This is a genomic window from Microbacterium sp. KKR3/1 (assembly GCF_021272365.1).
Taxonomy (GTDB): domain Bacteria; phylum Actinomycetota; class Actinomycetes; order Actinomycetales; family Microbacteriaceae; genus Microbacterium; species Microbacterium aurugineum.
The window spans coordinates 155,130-177,956 of record NZ_JAJSDW010000003.1 but is presented as its reverse complement, the minus strand read 5'-3'; the positions used below and the strand labels follow the sequence as shown (position 1 = coordinate 177,956).

Here is a 22,827-nt window from a genome sequence, read left to right as displayed (position 1 = left end):
TCCATCGTATGACGGGTTCGGCCCCCTACGATCAACGGGTGATCAACGCACTGCCTCCCGTCCGGTGGTTCCGCGAGTTCGGGCGACCTCCGCGCATCCTCGGCCTCGATGTCGCCCGGGCCCTGGCCATCCTCGGCATGGTCGGAGCGCACATCGGCGAGACCGATTCGTTCGACTGGTTCGAACCGTCGACGTGGACCTCTCTGGTGAACGGGCGTTCGTCGATCCTGTTCGCGGTGCTCGCCGGAGTCTCGATCGCGCTGATGACCGGGCGCAGCACGCTGCCTGAGCGCGAGCGCATCCCCGGCATCCGACTGAATCTCATCGGCCGGGGTGCGGTGATCTTCGTGATCGGCCTGGCGTTGGAGATGCTGAACACCCCGATCGCGATCATCCTCACCCTCTATGGGCTCCTGTACGTCGCGGTGATCCCGTTCCTGCGCTGGCGGCCCTGGCAGTTGCTGACCGGAGCGGCCGTGCTCGCGCTCCTCGGGCCCGCGCTGCTCTCCTTCCTGAACGCGGTGATGCTGCACCCCTTCGGGTCAGGCATCGGCTTCGTGCTGTACGGCACCTATCCGATCACGGTCTGGCTGGCGTTGGTGCTGGGAGGCATGGCGCTCGGACGCCTCCGGGTGGAGCGGGTGCACACCGCCGTGATCGCGCTCGGCGTCGGGGTCGGTCTGGCCGTGGTCGGGGACGGGCTCGGGGCGATCGGACAGGGCGCCGGCATCGTCGGATCCAGCAGCGGCAGCATCACCGGCTCCGACAGCCTTCTCGGAGCGCCGAGCGGATGGGGGGACTATCCGCAGGCGCTCGCCGAGACGGATCCGCTCGGCGCCGTGCTCACGGCGGTGTTCGCGGCCGGGCCGCACAGCGGCGGCACGGCCGAGATCCTCGGCTCCGGAGGCTTCGCGCTCGCGGTCATCGCACTGTGCCTGCTGCTGAGCCGCCCACTGCGCTGGGTGGCACTCCCGCTGGGCGCGCTCGGCTCCATGCCACTGACGGCATACAGCGCGCACGTCCTGTCGATCGTCGTGATCGGGGGCCCCGGAACGTTCTTCTCGAGCAACGCGTTCTGGGCGGCGACGGCGGTCGGACTGCTCCTGGCGACGACCGTCTGGTCGATGTTCCTCGGGCGGGGTCCGCTGGAGCGGCTGGTCGGCCGCGGCGCCGCGGCGATGGCGGCGGTCCCGCGGCGCTGAGCCCCGTAGCGGTCCGAGTGCCGGCGGGGCGAGCCGTCATCGGGTCCGGCGCGCCCCGCCCGCGGTCTCTCAGAAGTGGGTGCCGCCGTCGATGCGCACTTCGGTGCCGGTGATGAAGGCGCCGTCCTCGCTCGCGAGCATCGCGACGACTCCGGCGACCGACTCCGGTCCGGCGAAGCCCTGGCCGATGGCGGGGGAGAGCTTCATGAACAGGCTCATGTCGGCGTCCGCGGGCAGGCCGGGGCCGTTGCTCTGGTTGCTCCGGCCCGAGCCGTCGGTCATGCCCGACGAGATCGAGCCGGGCTGCACCGCGGTGAAGCGGATGCCGTTCTTCGCGTACTCGGCAGCGAGGGCGTGGGTCAGCGACTGCACCCCGCCCTTGCTGGCCGCGTAGGCGGCCATGTACGGGTGCGCGAAACCGGCCGAGGTCGAGCTGGAGTTGACCACGGCGGACGCGTTCCCCTCGATCAGCGCGGGGATGGCCTCGCGGATCACCAGGAAAGTGCCGACCAGATTGATACGGATGACCTCCTCGAACTGGTCGAGGGTCGTCTCGTGCGTGTGCGAGGAACGCAGGATGCCGGCGGCGTTCACCAGGACGTCCAGCCCGCCCAGGGCGGTGACGGCCTCGGCGACGCCCGCGACGGCGGACGCCTCGTCGGCGATGTTCATCGTGACGGTCGTGAGGTGGTCGGCGAGCGGGCCGGCCTTGGCCACCGTGTCCTCGAGGCCGGCGGGGCTGACGTCGGCGGCGACGACGCTGCCGCCCTCGCGGAGCATGCGCAGCACCGTGGCCTGCCCGATGCCCGATCCTCCGCCGGTGACGAGCGCCCGACGTCCTTCGTAGCGGTTCATGATCTTCCCTTCTGGTGGTGTCGTGTTGTCGACGATCTTTGGGCAGATTATGCCTAGATGGCACGATGTGCCAAAAAGGCTCAACCTGTCAAGAGCTCGAGGCATTCCCGTACGCTGTGACTGTGGAGACCTCGACCCTCACCGAACGTCGCAAGGCCGCGACCGAACGCGACATCGCATCGGCCGCCGCAGGGCTGTTCGCCGAGCAGAGCGTCGCCGGAGTCACCGCCGAGCAGATCGCCGCTCGCGCCGGCGTCTCGGTCCGCACCTTCTACCGGTACTTCGCCCGCAAGGAAGATGCGATCACGCCGATCCTCACGATCGGCGCGCAGCGATGGCAGGAGGCCCTCGCGCAGGTCGACGCACGAGCGCTGCGGGAGCAGGTTCCCGCCGTCATCGAGTCGCAGCTCATCGAGGGCGAAGGGCAGGGGCTCGAACTCGAGACGATGCTCAGTGTGCTGCGCGGGCTCGAGGACGACGCGGCGCTGCGCGACGTGTGGCTGCGCGTGAACGACGACTCCGAGCGGCGGCTCCGCGTGATCCTGCAGGAGCGCGGCGTCGCCGAGTGGGACGCGAGGCTGGCGGCCGCGGTGGCGACGGACGCCGTGCGCGTGGGGCTCGAGCAGTGGGCGGCCGACCCGGAAGGACCTCGTCCTGCGGCGCGCGCCGTCGCGGCGTTCCGGGCGATGTCCGCGTCGCTCCACGGGCTCGACTGACTTCCTTTGTTCATCCGGGCCGCACTGTCCCACACCGGTCCTAGGCTGGGGCGATGAGCATTCCTGCACTCGAACTGAACGACGGTAACTCCATCCCGCAACTCGGCTACGGCGTCTTCAAGGTGCCGCCGGCAGACACCGAGCGTGCGGTGAGCGAGGCGCTCGAAATCGGCTACCGCCACATCGACACCGCGGCGATCTACGGCAATGAAGAGGGCGTGGGCGCCGCCATCGCCTCCTCGGGCATCGCACGCGACGACCTGTTCATCACGACCAAGCTCTGGAACGACCGCCACCACGACGAGGAGCCGCGCGCGGCCATCGCCGAGAGTCTCGAGAAGCTCGGTCTGGAGAAGGTCGATCTGTACCTCGTGCACTGGCCCACGCCGGCTAAGGACGACTATGTGCACGCGTTCGCGAAGCTGGTCGAGCTGCGCGACGCGGGCCTCACCCGCAGCATCGGCGTCTCGAACTTCCTCGTGCCCCACCTGGAGCGCACGGTGAAGGAGACGGGCGTGGTTCCCGCAGTGAACCAGATCGAGCTGCACCCGGCCTACCAGCAGCGCGACGTGGTCGCCTGGGCCGACGCCAACGGCGTGCGCATCGAGGCATGGGGTCCGCTCGGGCAGGGCAAGTACGACCTGTTCGGGACGCCCGCGGTCGCGGATGCCGCCGCGGCGCACGGTGTCACCCCGGCACAGGCCGTGCTGCGCTGGCACCTGCAGAAGGGCATCATCGTGTTCCCGAAGTCGGTGCGCGCCGAGCGCCTGCGCGAGAACCTCGACGTGTTCGGCTTCGAACTGACCGACGCTGAGGTCGCGGCGATCGACGCCCTCGACCCGCTCGACGGCTCAGGCCGCGTGGGGTCGCACCCGGACGAGGTCAACTGACCCCGTGATACCGGGGCTCTCGGGCCCAGATGACGCCCCGTGTCGCCGTGCGCGACAGGGGGCGTCGTCGTGAGTACCGTCGAGGCATGACAGCTCCGTTCCGCGTCGTCGCCGTGTCGGGATCCCTGCACGAGCCCAGCAAGACCACCGCCCTGGTCCGCGCGATCACGGCCGCCGTCGCCGAGCGCGCCGACGTCGAGGCGCAGCTCATCGAGCTGACGCAGATCGGCCCCGGGCTGGCGGGTGCGCTGCACCGTGACCAGCTGGCGCCGGAGATCGAAGCGCAGTTGCAGGCGATCGAATCCGCCGACCTGCTCATCGTGGGCAGCCCCGTCTACCGAGCCTCGTTCACCGGGCTCTTCAAGCACCTGTTCGACTTCGTCGGTCAATACGACCTCGTGGGAAAGCCCGTGCTGCTCGCCGCGACCGGCGGCGGGGAGAAGCACGCCCTGATCATCGAGCACCAGCTGCGGCCGTTGTTCGCGTTCTTCCAGGCGCTCACGCTTCCGCTCGGGGTGTACGCGAGCAACACGGACTTCGACGGCTACGAGATCGCTTCCGACGTGCTGCGCGCCCGCATCGCACTGGCCGCGGATCGTGCCCTGCCTCTGGTCGGCTACGCGGCCTCCCGTCCGGTGGAGCTGCTGGTCGGCTGACCGCGTCACCGTCGCGCGGCGTAGCGTGAAGGCATGACCAACCGGCTCGCCGACACCCTCAGCCCGTACCTCCGTGCGCATGCCGACAACCCCGTCGACTGGTACCCGTGGGGCGAGGAAGCGTTCGCGGAGGCGAGGCGACGCGATGTGCCGCTGTTGATCTCGATCGGCTACTCGACCTGTCACTGGTGTCACGTGATGGCACGCGAATCGTTCGCCGACCCGGCGACCGCCGCGCGGATCAACGAGGGCTTCGTCGCGGTCAAGGTTGATCGCGAGGAGCATCCGCAGGTCGACGGTGCCTACATGGCCGCGGCTTCGGCGTTCACCCAGAACCTCGGTTGGCCGCTCACGGTCTTCGCCACCCCGCGCGGGCGCACCTTCTTCGCCGGCACCTACTGGCCGCCGGAGGCTCAGCCGCCGATGCCGGCGTTCCGTGACGTCCTCATCGCGGTCGGGGAGGCCTGGGCGCTGCGGCGGGTGCAGGCCGAGGAGTCGGCGGATGCCGTGACCGATGCGCTCACCCGTGCGGCGGAGGCCACGCCCTCCGAACTCCCGGACGTGGTCGCGATCGCGACGGCTGCGGAGTCGATCGCCCGGCGGGAGGATCAGCAGTTCGGTGGCTTCGGCGGCGCCCCGAAGTTCCCCGTCGCCACCACCTTGCGATTCCTGCAGCATCCGCTCGTGCGGGAGGGTGCTCCGGAGGCGGGGGCGTCAGCGGGGCGCGCGCTCGCCGCGATGACCCGATCGGACCTGCGCGATGCCGACGGCGGGTTCTTCCGCTACGCCACCCAGCGCGACTGGACGGTGCCGCACTACGAGCGGATGCTGACCGACAACGCGCAGCTGCTCGACGTCGCGCGCGACGCGGGGGAGGAGGACGTCGTCCGCGGGATCGTGTCATTCCTGACCGGGGTCCTGCAGCGAGACGGCGGCGGGTTCGGTGCCGCCCAGGATTCGGAGTCGTGGGTCGAGGGCGCTCGCAGCGAGGGCGGGTACTACCGGCGTGCGCTGCCCGAACGTGCGGGCCTTGCGCGGCCCGCTGTCGACGGCAAGGTGATCACCGGGTGGAACGGCCTCGCGATCGGTGCGCTCGCCCGGGCCGGGGCGACCTTCGGAGAGCGGAGCTGGATCGATGCCGCCGCGTCCGCCGCCGACGAGGTGCTGCGGGTCAACCGCGATGCCGACGGCGCTCTCGTCCGCGCGTCCTTCGAGGGGCGGGCCTCTGCCGCGGTTGCGACCGCGGCGGATCGTGGCCTTCTCGCCGACGGTCTGTTCTCTCTGGCCCTGGCCACCGGCGAGGCGACCTGGGCGGTGGCGGCCCGCGGGATCCTCGACGACGCACTGGAGGGCACAGCGGGGGAGGATCCGTTGCTGTCGGCCCAAGGGATCGCGACCTCGCCCGACCAGACCGACGGCGACCTGCCCTCGGATGCCGCGGCCGTGGCCGGTGCCGCACTGACCGCCTGGTGGCTGGGAGCGGGGGACCGGTATCGCGCCGCTGCCGTGTCGACGGTGAGCTTGCTGGCCGCGCGGGCGCTGGAGCAGCCCTTCGCCCACGGCACCCTGCTGCGGGTGGCTGCGGGCCTCGCGATCCCGCCGCGCCAACTCGTCGTGGTCACCGGAGCGCGCGACAGTGCGCTCGGCCTCGCCGGCAGGGGTGCGGATGCCGAAGTCGTCGCCGTGGTCGCGCCCGATCAGGCGCGGGCGTTCACGGATGCCGGATTCAGCCTGTTCGAGGGCAAGGACGCGGTGGAGGAATGCGCCTATGACTGCCGCGCGTTCGTGTGCCGGTTGCCCGTGAGCGACCCGGCCGAGGTGTCGATCGGGCGGTGACGGTCAGTTCTGGTTGCGCGGATGCCGGCGGGCGGTGCGCTCGTTGCCGCGGCGGTAGTTCCCGGTCACGCGCGCCATCAGCAGCTGCGCGTCGCCGCTCGCGGCCTGCGCGAGGAACTCCTGGGCCCGTGCGCCGCGCAGTACGGTCGCGGTGACGCCGCGATGGCGGATGACGACGTCGTCACCGCGCACCGCGAACTCGAATCCGGAGGGGCTGCCCATGCGGCGAGCCTAGCGCCCGGTGATTCGGTGGATCGACAGCGCGGTGCTCACACCCAGCCGGGCAGCCAGTTGTGCAGCAGCCAGAACTGGTACGGCACGCTCATACCGGTCCACAGCGGCAGGAAGAACACCGACACGAGAACGACGAACGCGAGGAAGATCAGCACCGTGCGCTCGCCGGACTGCCGACGGTACAAGGGGTCTTCGCGTCGTCCGGCGATGATCCGCAGCGTCATGGCGAGCGCGAGCACGAGGAACGGCATCATCACCACCGTGTAGAACTGGAAGATCGTGCGCTCGGGGAACATCAGCCACGGGAGGTAGGTCACCGCCAGGCCGACCAGGGGGACGGTCAGCGCGGGCGCGATCGGCTGTCGGGTGATCCAGCTCCGCACCAGCCGGTAGAGCAGGTACACCGCTGCCGCCACCCCGCCGTACCAGATGAGCGGATTCGGGACGGCGGAGATCACGCCGATGCAGTGGTCCGTGCCGCAGCCGGTGGGATCGGAATCCACCCAGACCGCCGTCGGGCGCAGCAGGAACGGCCACTCCCAGGCGGGACTCGCGTAGGGGTGTCCGCGGCTCAGGCCGACGTGGAAGCCGAGCATCGATTCGTGGTACTTCCACAGCGCGAGCAGCGGGTTCGGGTCGCTCTGCCGGTCGTAGCCCCCCGAGGTCAGGAGCCACCCCGTCCAGCTGACCAGGTACACGGCCAGCGCGGGGAAGACGAACAGGACGAACGAGACCGGCCCCTGCCGGAACGCGGCGGCGGTCGGCCACAGCACCACGCCGGCTCGACGCCTCGCCAACGCGTCGGTCACCACGACGTAGAGGCCGAAACCGGCGAGGACGTACAAGCCTGACCACTTCACGGCAGAAGCCGCACCCAGGGCGGCACCGGCGGCGATCAGCCACGGCCGGCGCCACAGCACCGGCCCCCAGAACGGGTCGGGCGTCTCGGGATCGCGTCGCTCGAGCTGCGGGATCGTGCGCTGCCGATCGATGAGGACGAACAGGACGCCGAGCAGGACGAAGAACGTCAGGATGCCGTCGAGCAGCGCGATCCGGCTCATCACGATGCTCAGGCCGTCGATCGCCAGGAGCGTTCCGGCGACGGATGCCACGACCACCGATCCGCTCAGACGCCGCGCGATCAGATAAACGAGGAGGACCGAGCCCGCTCCGAGAATCGCGGTGGCCAGACGCCATCCGCCGCTGTTCTCGGGCCCGCCGATCGCCATGCCCAGCGCGATGAGCCACTTGCCGAGCGGGGGATGCACGATGAACGAGCCCGCATCCGAGAGCGGGAGGTTCTGCCCGGTCGCGAACGCCTCGTTCGCCTCGCCACCCCAGGTGCCCTCGTAGCCGAGCGTCCACAGGGACCAGGCGTCCTTGACGTAGTAGGTCTCATCGAAGGCGAGCTCATGCGGGTGGGACACGCCGACCAGGCGCAGCACCGCCGCCACCGCGGTGATCACCAGCGGCGCGAGCCACCGGATCGCGCCGCCCCAGTCCGGGTCCTGCAGCAGCCGGTCCCGCAACCGTCCGTAGTGCGTCAGCCGCGCCTCGGGGGCGGGCAGGAGCGGGTCGGGCGCGGTCACCGCTCCAGCCTAGACAACGCCCCTTTCGGGGGAGCTGCATCCGGCGCGCCTAAGCTGGGCGGGTGATCATCCTCGCCGCCACCCCGATCGGAAACCTGGGCGACGCGTCGCGACGCCTCGTGGAGGTGCTGGAGAACGCGGAGGTCGTCGTCGCGGAAGACACCCGCACCACGCAGCGTCTGCTCAAGGCACTGCAGATCGACAATCGTCCTCGTCTGATCGCACTGCACGACCACAACGAGAAGCAGAAGGCCGCCGAACTGGCTGCGCTCGCGGCGGAGACCGACATCGTGGTTATGAGCGATGCAGGAATGCCGACCGTCAGCGACCCCGGCTACGGGCTGGTGGCCGAGGCCGTGGCGCAGGGGGTCACCGTCACCGCGATCCCCGGTCCGAGCGCCGTGCTGATGGCGCTCGCGATCTCGGGACTTCCGACCGACCGCTTCACGTTCGAGGGGTTCCTCCCGCGCAAGCCGGGGGAGCGGCGATCGACCCTCCGCGCCCTGGCCGCCGAGCCGCGCACAATGGTCTTCTTCGAGTCTCCGGCCCGGCTCGCGAGCGCTCTCGCCGACATGGGCGCTGCGTTCGGTGACGAGCGGAGGATCGCGGTGTGCCGTGAGCTCACGAAGCTGTACGAGGAGGTCCGCCGTGGCACCGCGGCCGAGCTCCAGGAGTGGGCCGAGAGCGGCGTGAAGGGCGAGATCGTCGTCGTCGTCGAAGGAGCCGCGCGCCGGGACGCCTCCCCGGCAGATGCTCTGGCGCAGGTGCAGAGGCTGGTCGCGGAAGGCGTGCGCTTGAAGGACGCGTCCTCCGAGGTCGCCGCGCTGACCGGTCTCTCCTCCCGCGACCTCTACCAGGCCGCCCTCGCTGCCCGCTCCGGGGCGGGTGCCTGAGATCGCCACGACTGCGGTTCGTAAGAATTGCGGGGAATCCGGGAACGTCCGCCGCGTTACCCTCAGGTCATGACGAACCCGACGCGTGCGACGAGGGAGGACACGTTCCGCGCCGCCGCAGCGGGGTTGAGCGCATCGTTCCTCGCCGTCGGCCTGGCGGAACTCGTCGCCGCGGTGGTGGAGCCGAGTGCGAGCCCGTTCGCCGTGATCGGCAGCGGGCTCATCGACCTCGCTCCGAGCTGGGCGAAGGACACCGCCATCGCGCTGTTCGGCACCGGTGACAAGGCGGCCCTGATCGTGGGCATCGCCGTGGTGCTCGTGGTCGTCGCCGCTGTCGCGGGAATCCTGGAGCGACGACGGTCCGGTGTCGGTGCCGTGGTCCTGGGGGCGCTCGGTGCTCTCGCCGTCGTCGCGGCGATGGTTCGCCCCGGCGCGGGGCCGTTCGCCTGGCTGCCCGGGCTGGTCGCCGGTCTCGTCGCAGTGGTCGTCCTGCGCCTCCTGATCGCCCGACTGCGTCCGGTCGCAGGGCTCGGACCCGACGACGAGGACCGGAGACGATTCCTGCTGTGGACCGCGGGTGTCGCCGCAGCGGGTGCCGTCGCGCTCATCGTCGGCAACGTCGCGCGCGGCGCGAGCCGATCGATCGAAGCGGTCCGCGACGCGCTGCGGCTGCCCTCGGCGGCACGCGCAGCAGCGGCGGTTCCTGCCGGTGCCGAGCTGGGGATCCCCGGCCTCGCCCCTGTCGTCACTCCGAACGCGGACTTCTACCGCATCGACACCGCGCTCATCGTGCCGCGGGTGGACCCGGCCGATTGGTCGCTGCGCATCCACGGGATGGTCGAGCGCGAGATGGAGATCACCTGGGACGAGTTGCTCGCGCTGCCGATGCAGGAGTCCGACGTCACGCTCGCGTGCGTGTCGAACGAGGTCGGCGGATCCCTGATCGGCAACGCGCGCTGGCTCGGGCTCCCGGTGCGGGATCTGCTCGCGCGCGCGGGGGTCGATGCCGATGCCGACATGGTGCTCTCGACCTCGGCCGACGGGTTCACGGCGTCCACACCGATCGAGGCCCTCACCGACGACCGCGATGCGCTGCTCGCGATCGGGATGAACGGCGAGCCCCTGCCGATCGAACACGGCTTCCCGGTACGGATGGTGGTGCCGGGGCTGTACGGCTACGTGTCCGCCACGAAGTGGGTCACGCAACTGGAGGTGACGCGGTTCGACCGCGCCACCGCCTATTGGACGACACGCGGATGGTCCGAGCGCGGACCCATCAAGCTGCAGTCGCGCATCGACGTCCCTCGCCGCGGGCAGCAGGTCACCGCGGGGGATGCGGTCATCGCGGGGATGGCCTGGCAGCAGCACGTCGGCATCGCGGGAGTGGAGGTGCGTATCGACGACGGGCCGTGGCGGGCGGCCGAGCTCGCGACCGCGATCTCCACCGACACGTGGGTGCAGTGGAGCCTCGACTGGGTCGCGGAGAGCGGCACGCACACCATCCAGTGCCGGGCGCTCAACGTCGACGGCGAGACGCAGACATCCGATCCTGCGGCTCCCGCCCCCGACGGCGCACAGGGTTGGCATCGCATCGACGTCTCGGTGGCCTGAGAGCGGGATGCGACCGCCGCCCACACGGCGTAACCACGCCCCGCATCCCACCTAGAATTGCTCCATGCCCGCAGGCGAATCGTTCTACATCACCACACCCATCTACTACCCGTCCGACGTGCCCCACATCGGCCACGGGTACACGACGGTGGCCGTCGACACGCTCGCACGGTGGCACCGCCAGGCGGGCGACGACACCTGGATGCTCACGGGCACCGACGAGCACGGCCAGAAGATGCTGCGGGCGGCCGCGGCGAACAACGTCACGCCGCAGGAGTGGGTCGACAAGCTCGTCAGCGAGAGCTGGTTCCCGCTGCTGACGACGCTCGACGTCGCCAACGACGACTTCATCCGCACCACCCAGGAGCGCCACGAGACGAACGTGCAGACGTTCTTCCAGCGCCTGTACGACCGCGGCTACATCTATGCGGGCGAGTACGAGGCGCTCTACTGCGTGGGCTGCGAGGAGTTCAAGCCCGAGTCGGAGATCGTCGACGGCACCGGGCCCTTCGAGGGCCTGAAGGTGTGCGCCATCCACTCGAAGCCGCTGGAGCTGCTGCAGGAGAAGAACTACTTCTTCAAGCTCAGCGAGTTCCAGGACCGGCTGCTCGAGCTCTACAAGACGCGACCCGACTTCGTGCGCCCCGACTCGGCGCGCAACGAGGTGGTGTCGTTCGTGAGCCAGGGCCTCAAAGACCTGTCGATCTCGCGATCGACCTTCGACTGGGGCATCCCGCTCCCGTGGGACGAGTCGCACGTCATCTACGTGTGGGTCGATGCGCTCCTGAACTACGCCACGGCCGTCGGCTACGGCTCCGATGAAGAGACCTTCGAGCGTCGCTGGCCCGCCTACCACGTGGTCGGCAAGGACATCCTGCGCTTCCACGCCGTCATCTGGCCCGCTCTGCTGATGGCGGCCGGTCTCGAGGTGCCGCAGGGCGTCTTCGCGCACGGCTGGTTGCTGGTCGGCGGCGAGAAGATGTCGAAGTCCAAGCTGACCGGCATCGCGCCGACCGAGATCACCGATGTCTTCGGGTCCGACGCCTACCGCTTCTACTTCCTCTCCGCGATCGCCTTCGGACAGGACGGGTCCTTCTCGTGGGAAGACCTGTCCGCGCGCTACCAGGCTGAGCTCGCCAACGGCTTCGGCAACCTGGCTTCGCGCACGACGGCGATGATCGAGAAGTACTTCGAGGGCATCGTGCCGCCGGCGGCCGAGTACACCGAGAAGGACTTCGCCATCCAGAAGATCGTCGCGGAGGCGGCGGCGAACGCGGATGCGGCGGTCACGCAGTTCCGCATCGACGAGGCCATCGCCGCGATCTGGACGATCGTCGACGCCCTCAACGGCTACATCACCGAGAACGAGCCGTGGGCGCTGGCCCGCGACGAGGACCAGCGCGCGCGTCTGGGCACGGTGCTCTACACCTGCGCGGAGGGGCTGCGTGCGCTCGCCGTGCTGCTGTCGCCCGTGATGCCTCAGTCGACCGAGAAGCTCTGGATCGCGCTCGGTGCTGCGGAGACCCTGGGCCGTCTGCAGGACCAGCCGATCCGCGAGGCCGGAGCCTGGGGCGTGCTGCGCCCCGGGACCAGCGTCAACGGCCTCGCACCGCTGTTCCCGCGGGTGGAGTCCACGGCCTGAGCCGGTCGGACGAGATGGCGGACACCTATGTGCGCGAGCGCCCGGGCGACGGACGCAAGGATCTGAAGTACCCGGCCGCCCCCGAGCCGCTGACGGTTCCGGTGTACGACAACCATGCGCACCTGGAGATCGTGGACGGCGACGAGCCGCTGTCGCTGACCGAGCAGCTCGATCGGGCGGCGGCGGTGGGCATCGCCGGTGTCGTGCAGGCCTCCGGCGACATCGAGTCCTCGCGGTGGGCGGTCGAGGCCGCGGCCGCCGATCCGCGAGTCCTGGCTGCGGTCGCGATCCATCCGAACGACGCACCGACGTATGCGGAGGAGGGGCGTCTCGACGAGGCGATCGCGGTGATCGACGAACTCGCCGCGCATCCGCGCACTCGCGCGATCGGCGAGACCGGGCTCGATTTCTTCCGCACGGAACCGGAGCGACGGGCTCCGCAGTTCGAGTCGTTCGAGGCGCACATCGATCTCGCGAAGAAGCACGGCATCGCCATGCAGATCCACGATCGGGATGCGCACGACGCGGTGCTGGAGACCCTCGCCCGTGTCGGTGCTCCAGAGCGGACGGTCTTCCATTGCTTCTCGGGAGATGACGCGATGGCACGCATCTGCGCGGACGCCGGCTACCACCTGTCGTTCGCGGGCAACGTCACGTTCAAGAACGCCCAGAACCTGCGCGACGCGCTGAAGGTCACGCCCCTCGATCGCCTCCTGGTCGAGACGGATGCGCCGTTCCTCACCCCCGTGCCACTGCGGGGCCGGCCGAACGCGCCCTACCTCGTCCCGATCACGGTGCGTTTCATGGCGGCCGAGCTCGGTGTGGAGGTGGATGAGTTGTGCGCCCAGCTCGCCGAGAACACGCTCAGGATCTACGGTTCGTTCGTCTGAACCTGTTCCACCGGCTTCGCAGTACACGTGTCGGGAGTTTGCTCATATGTCGGAGCAAAAGGGCGATTCCTCCCGACAAGCGCCCATCCTCCCGACAAGTGCGCAGCGGATGCCCGGTCGGCGATGGGCGGAAGGATCAGGCGGCGTCGATCGGATCGGGATCGGCAACCGGCTTCGCGCTCACGATGTGTGAGATCGGCTTCCACACCAGCAGCAGTGTGAGTGCCGCGCCGCCGAACGCGAACCACCACGGGGCGGTCAGGCCCCAGACCTGGGCGATCACGCCGCCGAGCGCCTGCCCGACGATCATGCCGCCGAAGACTCCGACCATGTTCACGGAGGCCACGCGGCCCTGAAGCTCAGCGGGGACCAGCCGCTGCCGGACGGTGGTCGAGATCGTCGCCCACACGAACGCGTACGCGCCGAAGAAGAACATGATGACCAGCGCGACCCAGCCGGTGGTGGTCAGCGCGAACGACAGATGCATGAGCACTTCGAGCGAGAGCACGATGCGCATCAGGGTGGCGAAGGACACGTGCCGTTCGAGCCACCCGAAGCTGAGGGTCGCGAGGATCCCGCCCGCCGCCGATGCGGTCGTGAGTGCCCCGTACCCGACGGCGCCCATCTGCAGGTGTTCCGTCGCGTAGAGCACGAGCACACCCCAGGGGGCTGCCCACGTGATGTTGAAGACGAGGATGATCAGCACGAGCATCCGCACCGGGGGATTGCGCCACAGCCACCGCAGCCCCTCGGCGATGTCGGTGTGCACGGGCGAGTGGGCCTCGGCGGCTCGGGGCGGCACGGGCGTTTTCGCCATGCGGGAGATGAGGACGACCGCGAGTGTCACGCACACCGCTTCGAGCAGGAACGGCCAGGCCATGCCCGCGGCGAACAGGAACGCGCCCAGCGGGGGACCGGCGAACTGATTCGCGACCAGATAGCCGGCCTGCAGGCGGGCATTGCCGATGCCGAGGTCGGCGGGCTTCACGAGCATCGGCAGGAGGGTGCTCCCCGTCGTGTCGACGAACACCTCGGCGGTGCCGTACAGGAAGGCGACGGCGAGCACGATCCAGATGTTCGCGACGCCCGTGACGAGGAACACGCACAGCGCGACGAGGACCACCGCGCGTGCGGCGTTCGCGAGCATGACCAGGCGGCGGCGGTCGAAGCGGTCGGCGATCGCCCCGGCGTGCAGGCCGAAGAGCAGCCACGGGAGGAACTGCAGGATCGCCCCCGTCGCCACCAGCATGGGCGATGACGTCATCGATGCGATGAGCAGGGGCGCGGCGGCGAGGGCCACTCCGTCACCGACGTTGCTGGTCCACGACGACGCGAGCAGCCAGCGGAAATCCCGGCCCATGCGACGTGGGGCGACGATCTCTCCGAGTGATGGCACCAGAGAAGACTACTGACGGCGGGGGACATCTGCCGCGTGGGGGACAATGGGAGGATGACCGTCACCCTGCTCGGCGCCACCGAGATCCGCCGCCTCGCCGCGGAGCTCGACGTCACTCCGACGAAGAAACTCGGCCAGAACTTCGTCACGGACGCCAACACCGTCCGCAAGATCGTGCAGGCGGCCCGCGTGCAGCCGAGCGAGCGCGTGGTCGAGGTCGGCCCCGGACTCGGCTCGCTCACGCTGGCAATCCTGGAGACCGGGGCTTCGGTCACCGCGGTCGAGATCGATCACCGACTCGCCGCGCGACTCGCCGAGACCGCCGCCGCGCACGGCGTGGAGGCCGAGCGGCTCACGGTCGTCGACGCCGACGCCCTGCGCATCACCGAACTGCCCGGGGAGCCGACCGTGCTGGTCGCGAACCTCCCGTACAACGTGTCGGTGCCGGTGCTGCTGCACTTCCTCGAGAGCTTCCCCTACCTGCAACGCGGCGTGGTGATGGTCCAGGCCGAGGTCGCCGAGAGGCTCGCCGCCGAGCCGGGCTCCAAGATCTACGGGTCGCCCAGCGTCAAGGCCGCCTGGTACGGCGAGTGGAAGCTCTCCGGCACCGTCTCCCGCCAGGTGTTCTGGCCGGTGCCGAACGTCGACAGCCTGCTCGTCGGCTTCGACCGTTCCGAAGGGGAGCGGGGGACCGAGGAGGAGCGTCGCCGCACGTTCCGGATCGTCGATGCGGCGTTCAACCAGCGCCGCAAGATGCTCCGCCAGGCTCTGTCGGGGATCTTCGGCAGCTCCGCAGCGGCGTCCGAAGTGTTGATCGCCGCCGGTGTCGCACCGACGGCGCGGGGTGAAGATCTCACCGTCGAGGACTACCACCGGATCGCGCAGCAGGCGGCGGCGTCCGATGTGCTCGACGACGACGTCGCCTCACCCAGTAATCTGGCACCGTGACCGACTCCCCCCGCTTCCGCCCCGATGTCCCCGAGCTGCACCGTCCGTATGCCGCGGACGAGAGCCGCTATCAGCAGTTCGCCTACCGCCAGGTCGGCACGTCCGGCCTGTATCTGCCCCCGATCTCGCTCGGGCTGTGGTGGAACTTCGGCGACAACATCCCGCTCGACAACCAACGCGCACTGCTGCGCCACGCGTTCGACCGCGGCATCACGCACTTCGATCTGGCGAACAACTACGGCCCGCCCTACGGCTCGGCCGAGAAGAACTTCGGTCGCATCTTCGCGGAGGACTTCCGTCCGTACCGCGACGAGCTGATCATCTCCTCGAAGGCCGGCTGGGATATGTGGCCCGGCCCCTACGGCGACTTCGCGAGCCGCAAGTACATCCTCGCCAGCGCCGAGCAGTCGCTGACCCGCATGGGTCTCGACTACGTCGACATCTTCTACTCGCACCGGGTCGACCCGGTCACCCCGATCGCCGAGACGATCGGGGCGCTCGACACCCTCGTGCGTCAGGGCAAGGCGCTCTATGTGGGCATTTCGTCCTACAGCGCCGAGCGCACGGCTGAGGCCGTCGCGGTCGCGAAGGACCTCGGCACGCCGCTGGTCATCCACCAGCCCGCGTATTCGATCCTCAACCGCTGGGTGGAAGACGGCCTGACCGACACCCTCGAGCAGTCGGGCCTGGGTGCGATCGCCTTCACGCCGCTGGCACAGGGGCTGTTGACCGACAAGTACCTGGGGGACGGCACGGCGGAGCGTGCGCAGAAGCGCGGTTCGCTGCCGGACGGGCGCCTCACCGACGAGGCCGTGCAGACGCTGCGAGCGCTGAACGAGGTCGCGCAGGGGCGTGGTCAGTCCCTCGCCCAGCTCGCGCTGCAGTGGACGCTGCGCAACCCCGTCGTGGCTTCCGCCCTGATCGGCGCCTCGCGTCCCGAACAGCTCGACGAGAACATCGCCGCGGTGAACGGACCCGCCTTCCAGACGGAGGAGCTCGCCCGCATCGACGAGCTGGCCGGCGCGATCGACGTGAATCTGTGGGCGAAGTCCTCGGAACTGTGATCCGCTCATGAGCCTCGCCGCGTCCACCGACTCCGTGCACGTACGCGCACCCGGCAAGATCAACGTCTTCCTCGGGGTCGGCGGTCGGCACGACGACGGGTATCACGCGCTGGCGACGGTCTTCCAGGCGGTGTCCCTCTACGAAGACGTCATCGCGCGCCCCGCTGACGAGTTCTCGGTCACCGTCTCCGGGGTGGAGGATGTCGACTCGGTTCCGCTGGACGACCGCAACTTGGCGATGCGCGCGGCCAAGCTCCTCGCCGTCGCCGTGGATCATCGAGGCGGAGTCGCCCTCGAGATCCGCAAGAGCGTGCCGGTCGCCGGCGGCATGGGCGGAGGCTCGGCGGATGCCGCTGCCGCCCTGGTCGCCTGCGATGCGCTGTGGGGAACAGGGTTGTCACAGGCACGGCTGCATGACCTCGCCGCCCGTCTCGGCGCGGATGTGCCGTTCGCCCTGCACGGCGGCACGGCGGTCGGAACCGGGCGCGGCGACCAGTTGAACCCGGCGCTCGCCCGCGGACGCTTCGACTGGATCCTGGTGCCCAGTGAGGAGGGCTTGTCGACGCCCGTCGTCTACGGGCGCCTCGACCAGCTGCGCGAGGAGGAGGGCGCGCTCGCCGATGATCCGCCGCTGTCGCTCGACGTGCCGATCCCGGTCCTGCAGGCGCTCCGGTCGGGCGACCCGGGGCAGCTCGCCGCGTGTCTCGAGAACGATCTGCAGCCCGCAGCCCTCTCCGAGCGTCCCGATCTCGCCGACACGATCGCGCAGGGGGTCGCCGCCGGAGCATTGCAAGGCATCGTGTCCGGCTCGGGGCCGACCGTGGCGCTCCTGTGCCCCGATCCGGAGACGGCCCAAGACGTGCAGTCCGCTCTGCGGGCGTCCGGATTCGATCCCCTGCACGTGCACGGCCCGGTTCCGGGCGCCCGCATCATCGGCTGACCGGCGGTGCCCGCGGACGACCGTCCTGCGCAGCGACCGTGCTCGAAAGATGCACCCGCGCGCCCCGGCAGACATAATGAAGTGACGATGTGACCGTGCACACGCGAGGAGGCACCTGATGTCCAGTGCAGCCGAGCGTGCGCGGCAGCCGAGCATCCGCGATGTCGCCCGCCTCGCCGGGGTGTCTCATCAGACGGTCTCCCGAGTCCTGAACGACCACCCGAGCATCCGCCCCGAGACGAAGGCCAAGGTCCTCGACGCGATCTCCGTGCTCGACTATCGGCCGAACCTCGCCGCCCGCGCGTTGGTGACCAGCAAGTCGAACGTGCTCGGGATCCTGTCTGCGACGATCGGGGAGTTCGGGCCGACCTCCTCGATCGCGGGCATCGAGGATGCGGCACGCGAGGAAGGCTACGCGGTCTCGACCCTCAACCTCCCGGCGACGACGCCGGAGGCGATCGGCAATGCGGTGCGCCAGCTGGCGCGCGAGCAGGTGGACGGCATCGTGGTGCTCGCCCCGCAGGTGCGCGTGTTCCATGTCCTCCGCGGCATGTCGGTCGACATGCCTTTCGTCACGCTGCAGACCGCGTCGGGTTCCGACGGGGTGAGCCTGTCGGCGGATCAGGTGGCGGGGGCCCGGGCGGCCACGGAGCATCTGATCTCCCTCGGCCACAGCGACATCCTGCACCTCGCGGGCCCGCAGGACTGGATCGAGGCGGAGTCGCGCATGCGCGGCTACCTCGACGGTCTGCGTGAGGCGGATCTGCCGACGTTCCCGCCGATCCGCGGGGACTGGACCGCCGACTTCGGGTACTTCGCAGGCAAGGAGCTCTCGCGACGGCGGGACTTCACGGCGGTGTTCGCTGCCAACGACCTGATGGCGATCGGGCTCATGCACGGCTTCCGCGACGCCGGACTCCGTGTGCCGCACGACGTGAGCGTGATCGGGTTCGACGACATCCCGGTCGCCGCGCATGTGGCTCCCACACTGAGCACGGTTCATCAGGACTTCCCGGAGCTGGGCCGGCGCGCCGTGCGGATCCTCCTCGCGCAGATCCGCGGCGAGGAAGCGCCGGCTTTCGGCCCCTTGCAGACGGTCCTGCGCGCGCGCGAGTCCGCCGCCGCTCGCTGACGGTTTCGTACCGCGCTCCGCGCGACGTTCGAGATCATCGAATCCTTTCGATCCCTGGCCTCGCCTGGAGGCGCGGGATCGCGCGGATCGCGGTGGGGTCACGGTCGGTATCCGAAATACCGGAGCGGACTTGACAGCGCTTCGTCGTGAGTGGACGATGTATTTCAATGTGAACGGTCACATCGAAGGTGACCGCACGTCGCAAGGAAGATCCGTGAGCACCACAGCAACGTTGCCTACCGTGTCAGGCCCCATCCTGGAGATGCGCAGCATCACCAAGGAGTTCCCGGGCGTCAAGGCGCTCGCCGACGTCTCGATCACCGTCCGCGCCGGCGAGATCCACGCCATCTGCGGCGAGAACGGCGCGGGGAAGTCGACTCTGATGAAGGTCCTCTCCGGGGTGTACCCCTACGGGACCTACGAGGGGGAGATCCTGCTCTACGGACAGGAGCAGAGGTTCAAGGACATCGTCGCCAGCGAGCAGGCCGGCATAGCGATCATCCACCAGGAACTCGCGCTGATCCCCGAGCTGTCCGTCACCGAGAACATCTTCCTCGGCAACGAGATCCAGCGCGGCGGACGCATCGACTGGCAGGCCCAGAAAGAGCGCACGATCGAGCTGCTCGCGCGCGTGGGCCTGAATGAGGACCCGGATGCGCAGATCAAGACGCTCGGTGTCGGCAAGCAGCAGCTGATCGAGATCGCGAAGGCGCTCAACAAGGACGTCAAGCTGCTGATCCTCGACGAGCCGACCGCTGCCCTGAACGAGAACGACTCGCAGCACCTGCTCGACCTGATCCTCGGGCTCAAGGCCAAGGGCATCGCGTCGATCATGATCAGCCACAAGCTCAACGAGATCGAGCAGATCGCCGACGAGATCACGATCATCCGCGACGGTCGCACGGTCGAGACGCTCGACATCTCCCGTGGCGAGATCAACGAGGACCGGATCATCCGCGGCATGGTCGGTCGGTCGTTGGAGAGCCGCTACCCGGATCGCACCCCCGAGATCGGCGAGGTGTTCTTCGAGGTCAAGGACTGGTGGGTGCAGCACCCGACCGTCCCGGAGCGCATGGTCGTGAAGGGGTCGAACATCACCGTCCGGCGCGGCGAGGTCGTCGGCATCGCGGGACTCATGGGCGCGGGGCGCACCGAGTTCGCGATGAGCCTGTTCGGCCGTTCCTACGGCACGTTCCTCTCGGGCACACTGATCAAGGACGGCCAGGAAGTCGTGCTGCCCGACGTGGCGTCGGCGATCAAGCACGGCCTCGCCTACGTGAGCGAGGACCGCAAGGTGCTCGGGCTCAACCTGCTCGACACGATCAAGAGGTCGGTGGTCGCCGCGAAGCTCTCGAAGATCGCCAAGCGCGGCGTCGTCGATGCGCGCGCCGAGTTCGCCGTGGCCGAGGACTATCGCAAGGCCCTTCGCATCAAGACCCCGTCGGTCGAAGAGGGCGTCGGCAAACTCTCCGGCGGCAATCAGCAGAAGGTCGTCCTGGCGAAGTGGATGTTCACCGACCCCGACCTGCTGATCCTCGACGAGCCCACCCGCGGTATCGACGTCGGTGCGAAGTACGAGATCTACGCGATCATCAACGAGCTCGCGGCGCAGGGCAAGGGCGTCATCGTCATCTCGAGCGAGCTTCCTGAGCTCCTGGGCATCTCCGACCGCATCTACACCGTCTTCGAAGGTCGGGTCACCGACTGCATCCCGGCCGATCAGGCGACACCTGAGGACCTCATGCGCAGCATGACCTCCGCGACCCAGAAAGCAACCGCATGACCACCGACACCACCGCAACGAAGCGCGGCTTCCACTTCAAGGACATCACGAAGATGTTCGGAGGCGGTCAGTCGACCCTCCGCCAGTTCGGCATCCTCGGCAGCCTCGTCGTCATCCTCGTCGTCTTCCAGGTGCTGACCTGGATCGTCAAAGGCACGGGTCTCACGCTGTCCTCGGGCAACCTGATCAACGTCGTCAACCAGTACTCGTACATCCTGATCCTCGCGATCGGCATGGTGATGGTCATCATCATGGGCCACATCGACCTCTCGGTGGGGTCGGTGGCCGCATTCACCGGCATCGTGGTCGCGAAGGCCATGGCGGACTGGAACCTCCCCTGGCCGCTCGGTGTGCTCCTCGGCCTCGGGGTCGGCGTGCTGGTCGGCGCCTGGCAGGGGTTCTGGGTCGCCTATGTCGGGGTGCCGGCGTTCATCGTGACGCTGGCGGGCATGCTGTTCTTCCGCGGTGCGAACCAGTGGGTCGGTGACTCGCAGTCCGTTCCCGTGCCGCAGGGCTTCAAGGTCATCGGTGCCGGGTACCTCCCCGAGCTGCCGTTCATCCCCGTGCCGTTCAACGTGTTCACCATGCTGCTCGCGCTGCTGGGTGTCGCATGGATCGTGTTCTGGGAGATCCGCACCCGGCGCGTGCAGCACAAGATGGGGGCCGAGACGGCGCCGCTGTGGGTGAGTGTCACCAAGGTCGTGCTCATCTCGGCCGTGATCCTGATCGCGGGCTGGCTGTTCGCCACCGGGCGTGAGGGCACCAGCTTCCCGATCTCGGGCATCATCCTGCTCGCCCTGGTGATCCTCTACTCATTCATCACGAACAACACGGTCTTCGGTCGTCACATCTACGCGGTCGGTGGCAACCGGCAGGCCGCGCGCCTGTCGGGTGTGAAGGACCGCTGGGTCGACTTCTTCGTGATGATGAACATGTCGGTGCTCGCGTCGCTGGCCGGCATGATCTACGTCGCCAGGGCGACGGCCTCCGGTCCGCAGGACGGCAACGGTTGGGAGCTGGATGCGATCGCCTCGGTCTTCATCGGTGGCGCGGCTGTCTCGGGCGGTATCGGAACCGTGATCGGGTCGATCATCGGTGGTCTCGTCATGGCGTTCCTGAACAACGGCCTCGCCCTGCTCGGCGCCGGCGCCGACGTGGTGTCGATGATCAAGGGTCTGGTGCTCCTGTTCGCCGTCGGTGTCGACGTGTGGAACAAGCAGCAGGGTCGCCCGTCGATCATCGGCTTCCTGACGCGTCGATTCGGACGCAAGCAGGATCCGGCCACCGACACGTTCGATCCGACCAAGACGAACTATCCCACCAGCCAGAAGTACGAAGCCCCCGCCGTCGACGAGACGCGCGGTTAGGAGAGGTCGCTTCGCGCGCGCTCGCGTGACACGACCTTCACACACCAGAGAAAGAGATCACATGAAGAAGATTCTTCTGTCGGCGACAGCGCTTGTCGTCGCGGGCGCCTTCGCCCTCACCGGCTGCTCCTCGGAGCGCGGCGGTGGCACGGACTCGGGATCGGGGGACGAGGCCAAGGGTTTCGCCGCTGACGCCACGATCGGTGTCGCTCTTCCGGACAAGACCTCGGAGAACTGGGTCCTCGCCGGTCAGCTGTTCACGGACGGTCTCAAGGAGGCCGGCTTCAAGGCGGACGTGCAGTACGCGCCCGCCAGCAACACGGTCGCGGAGCAGCAGAACCAGATCCAGGCGATGGTCACCGGTGGCGCCAAGGTCATCATCATCGGTGCGAAGGACGGCAAGCAGCTCGCCACGCAGGTCGAGGCCGCTCGTGACGCGGGCGTGACCGTCATCGCCTATGACCGTCTGATCGAGAACACGGAGGCCGTCGACTACTACGTCGCGTTCGACAACTTCAAGGTCGGTCAGCTGCAGGGCCAGGCTCTGCTCGATGGACTCGCCGAGCGTGCGGGACACGAGGCTCCGTACAACATCGAGCTGTTCTCGGGCTCGCCGGACGACGCGAACTCCGCTGTGTTCTTCAACGGCGCGATGGACGTGCTCCAGCCGAAGATCGACGACGGCACGCTCAACGTCGTCTCCGGCCAGACCGAGATCGCCCAGACGGCGACCGAGGGCTGGAAGGCCGAGAACGCCCAGCGTCGCATGGACTCGATCCTCACCTCGACGTACAGCTCCGAGACGCTCGACGGCGTCCTCTCGCCGAACGACACGCTCGCTCGCGCCATCATCACCTCGGTGCAGCAGGCCGGAAAGCCGGTCCCGGTGGTCACGGGTCAGGACTCCGAGGTCGAGTCGGTGAAGTCGATCATGGAGGGCATCCAGTACTCCACGATCAACAAGGACACCACGCTCCTCGTCGAGCAGTCGATCAAGATGGTCGGCCAGCTCCAGAAGGGTGAAGAGGTCGACGTCAACGACACCGAGCAGTACGACAACGGCGTGAAGGTCGTTCCGGCTTACCTGCTCGACCCGATCATCGTGACCAAGGAGAACGCGGCAGAGGCATACGCCAACGTCCCGAGCCTCCTCGAGATCGTGAAGTCGTACCAGTAACTCGCA

Annotated in this window: 20 protein-coding genes; 16 read left to right on the top strand and 4 right to left on the bottom strand. The window is 68.8% G+C overall.

The window, feature by feature from the left end; translation table 11 throughout:
• The first annotated feature begins 38 nt into the window (after positions 1-38).
• The gene (locus LVJ59_RS15710) at positions 39-1,202 is read left to right on the top strand and encodes a heparan-alpha-glucosaminide N-acetyltransferase domain-containing protein (RefSeq protein WP_232763725.1); all 1,164 of its coding nucleotides are present in this window, start codon (positions 39-41) and stop codon (positions 1,200-1,202) included.
• A 69-nt stretch (positions 1,203-1,271) separates the two neighbouring features.
• On the opposite strand, the gene LVJ59_RS15705 is transcribed toward LVJ59_RS15710, so the two are convergent.
• Complete coding sequence (locus LVJ59_RS15705) at positions 1,272-2,057, bottom strand: SDR family NAD(P)-dependent oxidoreductase (RefSeq protein ID WP_232763724.1); 786 nt, start codon at positions 2,055-2,057, stop codon at positions 1,272-1,274.
• Positions 2,058-2,179: 122 nt separating this feature from the next.
• Here LVJ59_RS15705 and LVJ59_RS15700 point away from each other — a divergent pair, with 122 nt between their 5' ends.
• The 4 genes from LVJ59_RS15700 to LVJ59_RS15685 all read left to right on the top strand — a co-directional run bounded on the left by LVJ59_RS15700 (position 2,180) and on the right by LVJ59_RS15685 (position 6,155).
• Positions 2,180-2,773 (top strand): TetR/AcrR family transcriptional regulator, encoded by a 594-nt coding sequence (locus tag LVJ59_RS15700; RefSeq protein ID WP_232763723.1) that lies wholly within the window; start codon positions 2,180-2,182, stop codon positions 2,771-2,773.
• Positions 2,774-2,826: 53 nt separating this feature from the next.
• A complete protein-coding gene (locus LVJ59_RS15695; protein WP_131491557.1) occupies positions 2,827-3,663 on the top strand; it encodes an aldo/keto reductase in 837 nt (278 codons plus the stop codon).
• An 86-nt stretch (positions 3,664-3,749) separates the two neighbouring features.
• A complete protein-coding gene (gene msuE / locus LVJ59_RS15690; protein ID WP_232763722.1) occupies positions 3,750-4,319 on the top strand; it encodes an FMN reductase in 570 nt (189 codons plus the stop codon).
• Positions 4,320-4,352: 33 nt separating this feature from the next.
• On the top strand, positions 4,353-6,155 hold the full coding sequence (locus LVJ59_RS15685; protein ID WP_232763721.1) for a thioredoxin domain-containing protein: 1,803 nt from the start codon (positions 4,353-4,355) through the stop codon (positions 6,153-6,155).
• 3 nt (positions 6,156-6,158) lie between these two features.
• Here the strand turns inward: LVJ59_RS15685 and LVJ59_RS15680 are convergent, their stop codons facing one another.
• Together LVJ59_RS15680 and LVJ59_RS15675 are read right to left on the bottom strand one after the other, a co-directional pair.
• Positions 6,159-6,377, bottom strand: coding sequence for a hypothetical protein (locus LVJ59_RS15680; RefSeq protein WP_131491560.1), 219 nt, complete (start codon positions 6,375-6,377; stop codon positions 6,159-6,161).
• Between the two features lie 47 nt (positions 6,378-6,424).
• Positions 6,425-7,978 carry a dolichyl-phosphate-mannose--protein mannosyltransferase gene (locus tag LVJ59_RS15675; protein WP_232763720.1) on the bottom strand — a complete coding sequence of 518 codons (1,554 nt, stop codon included), beginning with the start codon at positions 7,976-7,978 and terminating at the stop codon, positions 6,425-6,427.
• A gap of 62 nt (positions 7,979-8,040) precedes the next feature.
• On the opposite strand from LVJ59_RS15675, the gene rsmI reads away from it, so the two are divergent.
• From rsmI to LVJ59_RS15655, 4 genes are all read left to right on the top strand, one after another.
• Complete coding sequence (rsmI, locus tag LVJ59_RS15670; protein ID WP_232763719.1) at positions 8,041-8,871, top strand: 16S rRNA (cytidine(1402)-2'-O)-methyltransferase; 831 nt, start codon at positions 8,041-8,043, stop codon at positions 8,869-8,871.
• A 69-nt stretch (positions 8,872-8,940) separates the two neighbouring features.
• Positions 8,941-10,482, top strand: coding sequence for a molybdopterin-dependent oxidoreductase (locus LVJ59_RS15665; RefSeq protein WP_232763718.1), 1,542 nt, complete (start codon positions 8,941-8,943; stop codon positions 10,480-10,482).
• Positions 10,483-10,546: 64 nt separating this feature from the next.
• On the top strand, positions 10,547-12,124 hold the full coding sequence (gene metG, locus LVJ59_RS15660) for a methionine--tRNA ligase (protein WP_232763717.1): 1,578 nt from the start codon (positions 10,547-10,549) through the stop codon (positions 12,122-12,124).
• Between the two features lie 14 nt (positions 12,125-12,138).
• Complete coding sequence (locus tag LVJ59_RS15655) at positions 12,139-13,014, top strand: TatD family hydrolase (RefSeq protein ID WP_232763716.1); 876 nt, start codon at positions 12,139-12,141, stop codon at positions 13,012-13,014.
• Between the two features lie 136 nt (positions 13,015-13,150).
• On the opposite strand, the gene LVJ59_RS15650 is transcribed toward LVJ59_RS15655, so the two are convergent.
• The gene (locus LVJ59_RS15650; RefSeq protein WP_232763715.1) at positions 13,151-14,410 is read right to left on the bottom strand and encodes an MFS transporter; all 1,260 of its coding nucleotides are present in this window, start codon (positions 14,408-14,410) and stop codon (positions 13,151-13,153) included.
• Positions 14,411-14,464: 54 nt separating this feature from the next.
• On the opposite strand from LVJ59_RS15650, the gene rsmA reads away from it, so the two are divergent.
• From rsmA to LVJ59_RS15615, 7 genes are all read left to right on the top strand, one after another.
• Entirely contained in the window at positions 14,465-15,358 is an 894-nt protein-coding gene (gene rsmA, locus LVJ59_RS15645) for a 16S rRNA (adenine(1518)-N(6)/adenine(1519)-N(6))-dimethyltransferase RsmA (RefSeq protein WP_131491564.1), read from the top strand.
• Complete coding sequence (mgrA, locus tag LVJ59_RS15640) at positions 15,355-16,422, top strand: L-glyceraldehyde 3-phosphate reductase (protein WP_131491565.1); 1,068 nt, start codon at positions 15,355-15,357, stop codon at positions 16,420-16,422. The genes rsmA and mgrA overlap by 4 nt, the downstream gene beginning before the upstream one ends.
• 7 nt (positions 16,423-16,429) lie before the next feature.
• Entirely contained in the window at positions 16,430-17,362 is a 933-nt protein-coding gene (locus LVJ59_RS15635) for a 4-(cytidine 5'-diphospho)-2-C-methyl-D-erythritol kinase (RefSeq protein WP_131491566.1), read from the top strand.
• 118 nt (positions 17,363-17,480) lie between these two features.
• The gene (locus LVJ59_RS15630) at positions 17,481-18,494 is read left to right on the top strand and encodes a LacI family DNA-binding transcriptional regulator (protein ID WP_047519167.1); all 1,014 of its coding nucleotides are present in this window, start codon (positions 17,481-17,483) and stop codon (positions 18,492-18,494) included.
• Positions 18,495-18,756: 262 nt separating this feature from the next.
• Positions 18,757-20,277 carry a multiple monosaccharide ABC transporter ATP-binding protein gene (gene mmsA, locus LVJ59_RS15625; RefSeq protein WP_269406200.1) on the top strand — a complete coding sequence of 507 codons (1,521 nt, stop codon included), beginning with the start codon at positions 18,757-18,759 and terminating at the stop codon, positions 20,275-20,277.
• Complete coding sequence (gene mmsB, locus LVJ59_RS15620; protein ID WP_047519171.1) at positions 20,274-21,644, top strand: multiple monosaccharide ABC transporter permease; 1,371 nt, start codon at positions 20,274-20,276, stop codon at positions 21,642-21,644. The genes mmsA and mmsB overlap by 4 nt, the downstream gene beginning before the upstream one ends.
• Positions 21,645-21,705: 61 nt before the next feature.
• Complete coding sequence (locus LVJ59_RS15615; RefSeq protein WP_047519173.1) at positions 21,706-22,821, top strand: sugar-binding protein; 1,116 nt, start codon at positions 21,706-21,708, stop codon at positions 22,819-22,821.
• Positions 22,822-22,827: the final 6 nt, after the last annotated feature.